Genomic DNA, 11,419 nt, shown 5'->3' on the forward strand with positions numbered 1-11,419 from the left:
GTTGATCGTGGGGAGGGCAATGCCGTCGCGAGCTGACCAGCTGCCGTTGTCCGCGGCGCAGGCCGGGATCTGGTTCGCCCAGCAACTCGACCAGGCCAATCCGATCTTCAACACCGCTGAGCGCGTGGAGATCGCGGCCGAGGTCGACCCGGAACTGTTCGCCGAGGCGCTGCGCGCGGTGGTCACCGAAGCCGAGACGCTGCGGATGCGGGTCGTCGACGACGGAGACGGCCCGCACCAGGTCATCGACGCGCTCGACGCCGTCGAGCTGCCGGTGCTGGACTTCTCCGACGTGGCAGACCCGGACGCCCGCGCGCAGCAGTGGATCCAGGCCGACTTGGACGCACCGGTCGACCTGACCCGCTCGCAGGGCGACGGCGGCAGGCTCTGGACCGCCGCGCTGTGCAAGCTCGGAGAGCGGCGTTGGTGGTGGTACCAGCGCATCCACCACATGGCCATCGACGGCTACGGTTTCTCGATCATCATCCGCCGGGTCGCCGAGCTCTACAGCGCGCTGGCAGCGGGGGAAGAGCCCGGCGAGTCGCCGTTCGCCGGACTGGACGCGCTGATCGCCGACGAGCGGGAGTACTTGAGATCGGCGAAGGCCGAGCGCGACGCCGCCTACTGGCGCGAGCGCTTCGCCGACGAGCCTGACGTGGTCACGCTGACCGAGCGCTCGCGGCCGACAGCGCACACCTCCCACCGGCAGCTCGCCGCCACGTCCTCGCTGGAGGAGCTGGGCGCGGCTGCCGAGGCGGCGCGCACCATCTGGCCGGACGCGCTCATCGCCGCCTTCGGCGCCTACCTGCACCGGATGACCGGGGCGAACGACGTCGTGCTGGGCATGCCGGTGATGGGCCGGATGGGTTCGGTCGCGCTGCGGGTGCCGGGCATGGTCGTCAACGTGCTGCCGCTGCGGCTGCGCGTGGAGCAGGGCACCACCCGCGACGAGCTGATCGCTCAGGTCGCCGAGGCCGTGCGGGGCCTGCGCAAGCACCAGCGCTACCGCAGCGAGCAGCTGCGTCGCGACCTGAGGCTGCTCGGTTCGGACCGGGCGCTGTTCGGACCGATGATCAACATCAAGTCCTTCGACTACGACCTGGACTTCGCCGGTGCGCCGGGTCAGGTCCACAACGTCGCCGCCGGTCCCGTCGACGACCTCAGCGTGCTGGTCCACACCGAGGGCGACGAGCTGCGCTTCGAGTTCGACGCGAACCCCGACCGCTACACCGCTGAGGAGCTGACCGGGCACCGCGAGCGGTTCCTGCGGTTCCTGGACGCCTTCGCAGGCGCCGACGCCGACTTCCCGGTCGGGCGGATCGACCTGCTCACGTCGGCTGAGCGCACCCGCGTCCTCGACGAGTGGAACGCGCCGGTGCCCGGCTTCGCCGAGGCCGAGCCCTCGACCCTGCCCCAGCTGTTCGAGGAGCAGGCGCAACGCACACCGGACTCGGTGGCCGTGACCTTCGAAGAGGAGTCGCTGACCTACTCCGAGCTGGACGCGCGCGCCAACCAGCTCGCGCACCACCTCATCGACCACGGCGTGGGCCCCGAGCAGCTCGTGGCGCTGGCGCTGCCGCGCTCGACCGAGCTCGTCGTGTCGTTGCTGGCGGTGCTCAAGGCGGGAGCCGCCTACCTGCCGCTGGACCCGGGGCACCCGGCCGAGCGCGTCGCCCACATCGTCGGCGACGCGCAGCCGACCATGCTGATCAGCGACCGCGAGCACGCCGGCCGGATGCCCGAGGGGATCACGCGGGTGCTGCTGGACGAGGACGAGGCGATCGCCGAGATCGTCCGGCACTCCCAGCGCAATCCCAAGCCGGGCGAGCGCGGGCCGCTGACAAGCGAACACGCCGCTTACGTCATCTACACCTCCGGTTCGACCGGAGTGCCCAAGGGCGTGTCGATCCCGCACCAGAACGTGGTTCGACTGTTCTCGGCCACCGACCCGCGGTTCGGCTTCACCGGCGAGGACGTGTGGACGCTGTTCCACAGCTACGCCTTCGACTTCTCGGTGTGGGAGCTGTGGGGCGCGCTGCTGCACGGCGGCAGGCTCGTCGTGGTGCCGCACGAGGTGAGCCGCTCGCCGAAGGAGTTCCTGGGCCTGCTGGAACGCGAGCAGGTCACCGTGCTCAACCAGACGCCTTCGGCTTTCTACCAGCTCGACCAGGCCGACCGGGAGAACCCGGGCGCGCGGCTTGCGCTGCGCTACGTCGTGTTCGGCGGGGAAGCTCTGGAACTGTCCAGGTTGGACGATTGGTACCGGCGGCACCCCGGGACGCCGAAGCTGATCAACATGTACGGGATCACCGAGACCACCGTGCACGTGTCCTACGTCGAGCTCGACGCCGACCTGATCGCGCGTCGAGGGGGAAGCGTCATCGGCCGGGGCATCCCGGACCTGCGGGTGTACCTGCTCGATTCGCTGCTCCAGCCGGTCCCGCCCGGCGTGACCGGTGAGGTCTACGTGGCCGGTGAGGGCTTGGCGCGCGGATACCTGGGGCGGCGCGGGTTGACCGCGCAGCGGTTCGTCGCCGATCCCTTCGGCGAACCGGGATCTCGGATGTACCGCTCCGGTGACCTCGGACGTTGGCGGCCCGACGGGTCCATCGAGTTCATGGGCCGCGCCGACCAGCAGGTCAAGGTGCGCGGTTTCCGCATCGAGCTCGGCGAGATCGAAGCGAACCTGGCCGTGCACCCGCAGGTCGAGCAGGCCGCGGTCGTGGTGCGCGAGGACGTCCCGGGCGACGAGCGGCTGGTCGGCTACACCGCCGGTGACGCCGACCCGGCTCAACTGCGCGCCCACCTGGCCGACCGGCTGCCCTCCTACATGGTCCCGGCCGCGTTCGTCGCGGTCGAGGAGATCCCGTTGACCGCCAACGGGAAGCTCGACGCCGAGGCGTTGCCCGCGCCCGAGGTCGCCGGTGGCGGACGGCAGGCGCGCAACCACGCTGAGCGTGTGCTGTGCCGGCTGTTCGGTGAGGTGCTCGGCGCCGACCAGGTCGGCATCGACGACGGGTTCTTCGAACTCGGCGGACACTCGCTGCTAGCGACCCGGCTGCTGGCGCGGGTGCGCACCGAACTCGGCGCCGAGCTGGGCATCCGGACCCTCTTCGACCACCCGACCGTCGCGGAGCTCGCCGAGCGGCTGCGGGTTTCGGGCGGCGGCAGGCCCGAACTGCGCCCCGTGCCCCGTCCCGAGGAGATCCCGCTGTCGTTCGCGCAGCAGCGGTTGTGGTTCCTCAACCGGCTCGAAGGCCCCAGCGCCACCTACAACATGCCGCTGGTGCTGCGGATGACCGGCGAACCCGACGTGACCGCGCTGCGCGCGGCGATCGGCGACGTCGTCTCCCGGCACGAGAGCCTGCGCACCACGTTCCCCGACACGCTCGGCGAGCCGCGTCAACTCGTCGGCGAGCAGGTGCCGGAACTCCCCGTCACCGGAGTGTCCGATGTGGACTCCGCGCTGGCCGAGGCGGCGCGACGAGGCTTCGACCTGGCGCAGGAACCGCCGATCCGCGCCGAGCTTTTCCGCGACGGCGAGCGCACCGCGCTGCTCGTGCTGCTGCACCACGTCGCGGGCGATGAGTGGTCGGTGCGCCCGCTGGTGCGCGACCTGTCGGCCGCCTACGCCGCCCGGCTCGACGGCCGCGCGCCGGAGTGGGAACCGCTGCCGGTGCAGTACGTGGACTACGCGATGTGGCAACGGGAACTGCTCGGTGACGAGGAGGACCCGAACGGGCTGGCGGCGCAGCAGCTGGACTTCTGGGAGCAGGAGCTCGCAGGCCTGCCCGACCAGCTCGAACTGCCCACGGACCACCCCCGACCGGCGGTGTCGAGCCACCGCGGCGAGGCCGTGCGCTTCGGCCTCGACGCCGAACTGCACCGGCGCATCCGCGAGCTGGCGGCCGAGCACCAGGCCAGTGCGTTCATGGTGCTGCAGACCGCGCTCGCCGCGCTGCTGACCAGGATGGGCGCGGGCACCGACATCCCGATCGGTTCGCCGGTCGCCGGACGCGGTGACGACCGGCTCGACGACCTCGTCGGGTTCTTCGTCAACAGCCTGGTGCTGCGCACCGACACCTCCGGCGAGCCGACGTTCGCCGAACTGCTCGACCGGGTCCGCGACACCGACCTGGCGGCGTTCGGCAACGCCGAGCTGCCGTTCGAGCGCCTCGCCGAACTGCTCAACCCGGCCCGCTCGCTGGCCAGGCATCCGCTGTTCCAGGTCATGCTGGCCTACTGGGGTGCCGCCGAGTCGGTGCGCGCCGAACTTCCCGGCGTTGAGGCCACTGTGGACATCATCTCGGCCGGGGCGGCGAAGTTCGACCTGGCCTTCAGCCTCAGCGAGAGCGCCGACGGCGACGTGCGCGGGATGGTGCAGTACAGCACCGACCTGTTCGGCCCGCGCACCGTGGAATCCCTCGTCGAGCGGTTCGTGATGCTGCTCGAATCCGCCGTGACCGCACCGGGAACGCCGATCGGGCGGCTGGACGTCCTCGGAGACCAGGCCCGCGAGCAGGTCCTCGCCTGGGGTGACGCGACCGGTGACGTCCGCCCGACGGGAACCTTCCCGCAGATCCTCGCCGAACGCGCCGAAGCCACCCCGGACGAGCCCGCGCTGGTCTTCGAAGACACCGAGCTCACCTACCGGCAGCTGCGCGAGCGGGTCACCGAGCAGGCGAAACTGCTGGTGGAACGCGGTGCCGTGCCGGGCGACATCGTCGGCGTGATGCTGCCGCGCTCGGCCGAGCTGATCATCGGCCTGCTCGCGGCGATGCACGCCGGTGCCGCCTACCTCGCGCTCGACCCGGAATACCCGCCGGAACGCCTGCGGCACATGGTCGACGACGCCAGGCCGCGCCTGGTGCTCACCGACGACCTCGACGCCGACCTGCCGACGGCGCTGGTGCACCACGCCGATCGTCCCGAGGGCGATCCGCGCCTGCCGGAGCCGGAGCTCGACGACGCCGCCTACGTCATCTACACCTCCGGTTCCACCGGCACGCCCAAGGGCGTCGTCGTCGCGCACCGGGGCATCGGCAAGCTGCTGGCCACCCAGACCCGCCGCGTCGGCATCACCCCGGAAAGCCGGGTGCTGCAGTTCGCCTCGCCGAGCTTCGACGTGGCGTTCTGGGAGATCTGCATGGGTCTGCTCGGCGGCGGAACGCTCGTCGTCGTGCCCTCCGAACTGCGGGTTCCCGGCGAAGCCCTCGCCGAGTACGCGCGTCGGCACGAGGTGACGCACCTGGCGATCGGGCCGTCGATGATGGGCATGTTCCCCGCGGACGTGCGGCTGCCGGAGAACGCGACGCTGCTGTGCGGTGCCGAGAAGGTGCCCTCCGACCTGGTGCAGCGCTGGGGCCGGGGCCGGCTGATGCTCAACTGCTACGGACCCACCGAAGCGACCGTGAACACCACGTTGTGGGACTGCGACCCCGACGTGGTGTCGAGCTCGGTGCCGATCGGCGTGCCCGACCCGGGCGCCCGCGTGTACGTGCTCGACGAGCGGCTGCAGCCGTGCCCGCCCGGTGTCGTCGGCGAGCTCTACGTCTCCGGGCTCGGACTCGCCCGCGGCTACCTCAACCGGGCCGGGCTGACCGCGGAGCGGTTCGTGGCGGACCCGTTCGGCGAGCGGGGCGCGCGCATGTACCGCACCGGTGACCTGGTGCGGTGGCGCGCGGACGGCACGCTCGACTTCGCCGGCCGCGCCGACGACCAGGTCAAGATCCGCGGTTTCCGCATCGAGCTCGGCGAGGTCGAAGCCGTGCTGGCCAGGCACGACGACGTCGCGCAGGTCGCCGCCGTGGTCCGCGAGGACGCCCCGGGCGACAAGCGCCTCGTCGCCTACGTCGTCGGCGGCGCCGACGCCCGGTCCGACGCGGCCGCGCTGCGCCGACACGTCGGCGAGGAGCTGCCCGACTACATGGTCCCGGCGGCGGTGGTGTTCGTCGACGCCCTGCCGCTGCTGCCCAACGGGAAGCTCGACCGGCGCGCGCTGCCCGCACCGGACCTCGCCGAGGTCGTCGGCAACGACATGCCGCGCAACCCCACCGAGGAGATCCTCTGCGGGCTGTTCGCCGAGGTCCTGGACCTCCCCCGGGTCGGCGTGCACGACGGTTTCTTCGACCTGGGCGGGCATTCGCTGCTCGCGGCCAAGCTGATCGGTCGGATCCGCGACGCGCTGGGCATCAAGGTCAACGTCGGCAGCCTGTTCGCCGCGCCCAGCGTGGCCGGGCTCGCCGAGCGCCTCCGCACCGGAGGCAGCCGGGACGCGCTGGAGATCCTGCTGCCGCTGCGGACCAGCGGCGCCAAGCAACCGCTGTTCTGCGTGCACCCGGCGGCCGGTCTGGCGTGGCCGTTCTCGGGCCTGCTCAAGCTCATCGACGACGAGCGACCGATCTACGGCATCCAGACCCGCGGCCTGGCCGAACCGGCACCGGTCGCGGGCGACCTCGCCGAGATGGCCGCCGAGTACCTGGAGCACATCCGGACGGTGCAGCCGCACGGGCCGTACCACTTCCTCGGCTGGTCCTTCGGCGGCGTCGTCGCCCACGAGATGGCGACCCACCTGCAGGCCGACGGCGAGGAGGTGCGGTTCCTGAGCATGCTCGACTCCTACCCCAAGGACGTCTGGGACACCCTTCCCACCGAGGAGGAGGCGCTGCTGGCCCTGCTCTACATGGCCGGCTACGACCTCCCCGAACTCGGCGAAGGCCCGCTGACCAGGTCCGACGTGCTGGAGATCCTCTCCGCCGAGGGCAGCGCCCTGGCGAACCTGGAGGAGCACAGCGTGACCGCCATCATCGACAACTTCGCCAACTGCGCGGTCCTGGAGAACTCCGCCGACCACGACAAGTTCCGGGGTGACGTGCTGTTCTTCAGCGCCACCGTCAACCCGGCGAAGGCGTCGCTGACCAGCGCGATGTGGCAGCCGTACGTGGACGGCGACGTGATCAACCACGACATCGCCTGCGAGCACAAGGACATGACCCAGCCCGAACCGCTGGCCGAGATCGCAGCAGTCGTGCAGCGAGCACTCACCGAGGCGGAAGGCTGAACCGGCGTTCCGCCCGGCGGGGGGCTCGCCGGGCGGTGTTCGGGGAGGTCGAGTGATCGGTGGACCGAAGAGGAGCAAGACGATGACGAACCCGTTCGAGGACCCGGACGCGCAGTACTGCGCTCTGATCAACGATCAGGACCAGTACTCGCTGTGGCCGGCCGCGATCGAGGTGCCCGCCGGGTGGACCGTCGCGCACGGCCCGGCTGACCGGCAGTCCTGCGTCGACCACATCGAGGTGCACTGGACCGACATGCGGCCCGCTCGCTGATGGCGACCGCGTGGCGCCGGGTGAACCCGCAGGTCGCGGTCTGCGTCTGCTACGTCGCGGCGATGTTCATGAACGGCATGGACGCCACCATCGTCAACGTCGCGCTTCCCGCGCTGGTCGAGGACTTCTCGGTGTCGGCGAGCTCGGCGTCCTCGGTCAACGTCGGCTACCTGGTCAGCCTCGCGGTGTGCATCCCGGTGTCGGGCTGGCTCGGCGACCGGTACGGCACGAAGCGGGTGTTCCTGTCCGCCTTCGGCGTTTTCGTGCTCGCCTCCGCGCTGTGCGGGCTGTCGGGCGACCTGCTGCAGCTGACGCTGGCCCGCATCCTGCAGGGCGCCGGTGGCGGGGTGATGAGCCCGGTCGCGCTGACCTTGCTCTTCCGCGCCTACCCGCCGGCCGAACGGATCCGGTTGTCGCGGGTCCTGCTGCTGCCCACGGCGGTGGCGCCCGCGCTCGGACCAGTGCTGGGCGGGTTCTTCGTCGAGCACCTCACCTGGCGCTGGGGCTTCTTCGTCAACCTGCCCGTCGGCGTCGCCGCGCTCGTCTTCGGCGCGCTGCTGCTGCGGGAACACGTGGAAGCACCGGACAAGCGCTTCGACCTCCGCGGGTTCGCGCTGGCCGCACCGGGTCTCGGACTGGTGGTCTTCAGCCTGGAGGGCATCGCCACGGGTGCTTCGGCGACGTCGAGCTGGCTGGCCGGTGCTGCCGGGCTCGCGCTGCTGGGCCTGCTGGTGCGGGCCCAGATGCGCACCGAGCGCCCGATGCTGGACCTGCGGCTGTTCGCCGACGACCACTTCCGCAGAGCCAGCCTGATCCTGTTCACCTGCCTGGTCGGGTTCCTCGGCACGCTCTACGGGTTCACCTTGATGTACCAGGTGGAGTTGGGCGCATCGGCGTGGGAGACGGGCCTGGTGACGTTGCCGAAGGCGGTGGGGCTGATGATCGCCTCGCAGCTGGTCGGCTGGGCGCACCGCAGGTTCGGGCCGCGGCTGCTGATCGCGGTGGCGATGTTCGGCGCTGCGGTGTCCTTCGCGGCGATGAACCTCATCGGCCCGCACGACGTGTGGTTGGCCGCGTTCGTCCAACTGGGCTCCGGTTTCTTCGTCGGGGCGGCCACTGCAGAGCTGCAGGTGGTCGCGTTCACGACCATCGACAAGACCGACACCGGCGGTGCGTCGACGCTGTTCAACGTGCAGCGGCAGGTGGGTTCGGCGCTCGGCGTGGCCATCACGGCCAGCGTTCTGGTGGCTTCGGGGCCGGGGCTGGGTTCCTACCACTTGGCGATGTTGACCTCCGCCGGATTCGCGATCACCGGTGCCCTGCTGGCCTTGCGCGTGACGGAATCCGTGGTGCGGCAACGGGAACCGGTCCCGGTGGGGCGCTGAGAGACCTGAGCCACCGAGGGGAAGACAATCGTCCGCTATATGGTTAGGCTAGCCTTAACTCAATGACCGTTGGTGGAGCGGGAAGGAACGCATGGTCGATGGGCACTGCGGATCGACTTCGGCGCAACCGGCCGCCGGCACGTGACCTCGAGGTGCTGCGCACAGCCGAGCTGAGCCCGTCGATGCGCCGGGTCACCCTCGGGGGCGAGGAGCTGTCCGGCTTCCTCGACCAGCACACCGGACCCAACATCAAGGTCTTCGTTCCGCGGCAGGGCCAGGACCGCCCGGTCCTCCCGCGACTGGACCCCGAGACCGGCCGGTACACCTGGCCGGAGCCGGAAGTCCGGCCGATCATGCGCACCTACACCGTCCGCCGCTACGACGAGACGCGCGGCGAGCTCGACATCGACTTCGTCATGCACGGCGAGCACGGGGTGGCCTCCAACTGGGCCCGGAACGCCCGGCCCGGTGACCGCCTCGGCGTGATGGGCCCCGGCGGCAAGACCTGCCGGGCGGCCGACTGGTACCTGCTGGCCGGTGATGAGACCGCCATGCCGGCGATCTCCAGCATCGTCGAATCCCTGCCGCCCACCGCGCGCGGCCACGTGCTCGTCGAGGTCGACACCGCTGACGACCGGCAGCACGTGCAGTGCCCGCCGGACCTGCGGTGGACCTGGCTGCACCGCGACGGCCGCCCGGCGGGCCTGTCTCAGCAGCTGATCAACGCCGTGCAAGGGCTGGACGTGCCCGCCGACGTCGACGCCTCCGCCTGGGTCGCTGGGGAGTCCGGAGTGGTGCGCGGCATCCGCAGGCACCTGCGCGACGAGCGGGGCATGGACGCCAAGTCCGTGCTGGCCATCGGTTACTGGAAGTACGGCATGGCCGAAACCGAGTACCACGACAAGCACAACCACGATCGGGACTGACCGACGCGGCGAAATCCGGCCTGACCCCGCGGGTTCGCCGGTACTTCCACTCGCCCGCGAGTCGGCACCGGCGAACCGAGGGGACGACGTGTCTGCGGCGCTGAACCAAGAGAAGGTCCACGACGTGCTGGGGATCGGCTTCGGGCCGTCCAACCTGGCGCTGGCGATCGCGCTGGAGGAGCACAACCGGACCGCGGGCAACGACCCCATCGAAGGGATGTTCTTCGAGCGCCAGGCGTCCTTCGGGTGGCACCGGGGCATGCTGATCGAAGGCACGACCATGCAGGTGTCCTACCTCAAGGACCTGGTCACCATGCGAAACCCGGCCAGCGACTTCTCGTTCCTGTCCTACCTGCACGCCAAGGACCGGCTGGCCGACTTCATCAACCACAAGACCCTGTTCCCCACCAGGGTCGAGTACCACGACTACCTGGAGTGGGCGGCCGGGCGGCTCGACGGCGTGGTGCGCTACGACTCCGAGGTCGTGGAGGTGCAGCCGGTCGACGAGCACTTCGAGGTCGTCGTCCGGCACGGCGGTCAGCTCGCCGTGCACCGGGCGCGCAACATCGTCATGGCCGTCGGGCTCGAAGCTTCCTTGCCGGAGGGCGCCGAACTCGGTGAGCGGGTGTGGCACAACCTCGACCTGATGCACCGGGTTCCGGAGCTGACCGACGAGCCGAAGCGCTGCGTGGTCATCGGCGCCGGCCAGTCCGCGGCCGAGGTCACCGACTACCTGCACCGCACCTTTTCCGACGCCGAGGTGTGCGCGGTGTTCGGCCGCTACGGCTACAGCCCGGCCGACGACAGCCCCTTCGCCAACCGGATCTTCGACCCGCAGGCCGTGGACGACTTCTACGCCTCCTCGCCCGAGGTCCGCGCCAAGCTCATGGACTACCACCGCAACACCAACTACTCGGTGGTCGACCTGGAACTGATCGAGGAGCTCTACGCCCGCGCCTACCAGGAGAAGGTGCGCGGAGCCGAGCGGCTGCGGATCCTCAACGCCAGCAGGCTCGTCGACGTCGACACACGCCCGAACGGGGCGAAGGTGACCGTCGAGTTCCAGCCCACCGGGGAGCGCAGCCTCCTCGACGCGGATCTGCTCGTCTACGCCACGGGCTGCCGGCCGCGCGACCCCTACGCGCTGCTCGCCGGGCTGGCCCGGCACTGCGAGTGGGACGAGCAGGGCTCGTTGCAGGTCGAGCGCGACTACCGCGTCCGCACCACCGGCGAGCTGCCGGGCGCGGTCTACCTCCAGGGCGGCACCGAGCACACCCACGGCATCACGTCCTCGCTGCTGTCCAACGGAGCGGTCAGGGCCGGCGAGATCCGCGACTCCCTCGTCGCCCGCCGCGAAACCCCCACCCACGACTACGCCCTCTCCCGCAACTGACCGCCTGCGCTTGATGAGGTGGTTCAGCAGCGGCTGCCAGAGCAGTTGCCGCAGCGAGCCCCACTGCGGGGTGTGGAGCTGGTCTGGCCGAGCGGGCTGCTCAACCAGCTGACGAAGGGCCCCACCGGACGCGGCCGGGCACGACGGGGCAGCCAGCGAACCTGCACTCAACGCCCTCGCGAACGCCGCATCGCCCGCAGGAAGCTGAACCCGTGCCGAGCCAGATACACCGCAGACCGGGCACTTCCGGCCTTCCGGGTGTCGATTGCTCCCGTGATCGGGGTGTTCGTGGCGCGCGTGACGCTCTAGCGGGGTCGACCGTCCGTCGGGCGGTTGGTTCGGGCTTCGTGAGGAGCTCGGGTCGGGGGCGGAGTCGGCGGGGTG

5 protein-coding genes are annotated in these 11,419 nt (G+C 70.8%); all 5 read left to right on the forward strand.

The window, feature by feature from the left end; genetic code table 11:
- The first annotated feature begins 19 nt into the window (after positions 1-19).
- The 5 genes from E1161_RS24770 (at position 20) to E1161_RS24790 (ending at position 11,035) form a co-directional block, all read left to right on the forward strand.
- Positions 20-7,060 (forward strand): amino acid adenylation domain-containing protein, encoded by a 7,041-nt coding sequence (locus E1161_RS24770; protein WP_132627141.1) that lies wholly within the window; start codon positions 20-22, stop codon positions 7,058-7,060.
- Between the two features lie 82 nt (positions 7,061-7,142).
- Positions 7,143-7,331, forward strand: a complete 189-nt coding sequence (locus E1161_RS24775; protein ID WP_132627142.1) for an MbtH family protein — start codon at positions 7,143-7,145, stop codon at positions 7,329-7,331.
- Positions 7,331-8,716: a DHA2 family efflux MFS transporter permease subunit gene (locus E1161_RS24780; RefSeq protein ID WP_132627143.1), complete on the forward strand. Its 1,386-nt coding sequence runs from the start codon at positions 7,331-7,333 to the stop codon at positions 8,714-8,716. The genes E1161_RS24775 and E1161_RS24780 overlap by 1 nt, the downstream gene beginning before the upstream one ends.
- A 98-nt stretch (positions 8,717-8,814) precedes the next feature.
- On the forward strand, positions 8,815-9,642 hold the full coding sequence (locus tag E1161_RS24785) for a siderophore-interacting protein (protein WP_132627144.1): 828 nt from the start codon (positions 8,815-8,817) through the stop codon (positions 9,640-9,642).
- Positions 9,643-9,730: 88 nt separating this feature from the next.
- Positions 9,731-11,035 (forward strand): lysine N(6)-hydroxylase/L-ornithine N(5)-oxygenase family protein, encoded by a 1,305-nt coding sequence (locus E1161_RS24790; protein WP_132627145.1) that lies wholly within the window; start codon positions 9,731-9,733, stop codon positions 11,033-11,035.
- Positions 11,036-11,419 lie beyond the last annotated feature (384 nt).

The sequence above is a fragment of the Saccharopolyspora aridisoli genome (genome assembly GCF_004348445.1).
GTDB classification, from domain to species: domain Bacteria; phylum Actinomycetota; class Actinomycetes; order Mycobacteriales; family Pseudonocardiaceae; genus Saccharopolyspora; species Saccharopolyspora aridisoli.

Bases quoted from the DNA above. Each gene is read 5' to 3' on its own strand.
- E1161_RS24785 (WP_132627144.1), top strand. From the start codon at position 8,815: ATGGGCACTGCGGATCGACTTCGGCGCAACCGGCCGCCGGCACGTGAC.
- E1161_RS24770 (WP_132627141.1), top strand. From the start codon at position 20: ATGCCGTCGCGAGCTGACCAGCTGCCGTTGTCCGCGGCGCAGGCCGGG.
- E1161_RS24780 (WP_132627143.1), top strand. From the start codon at position 7,331: ATGGCGACCGCGTGGCGCCGGGTGAACCCGCAGGTCGCGGTCTGCGTC.
- E1161_RS24775 (WP_132627142.1), top strand. From the start codon at position 7,143: ATGACGAACCCGTTCGAGGACCCGGACGCGCAGTACTGCGCTCTGATC.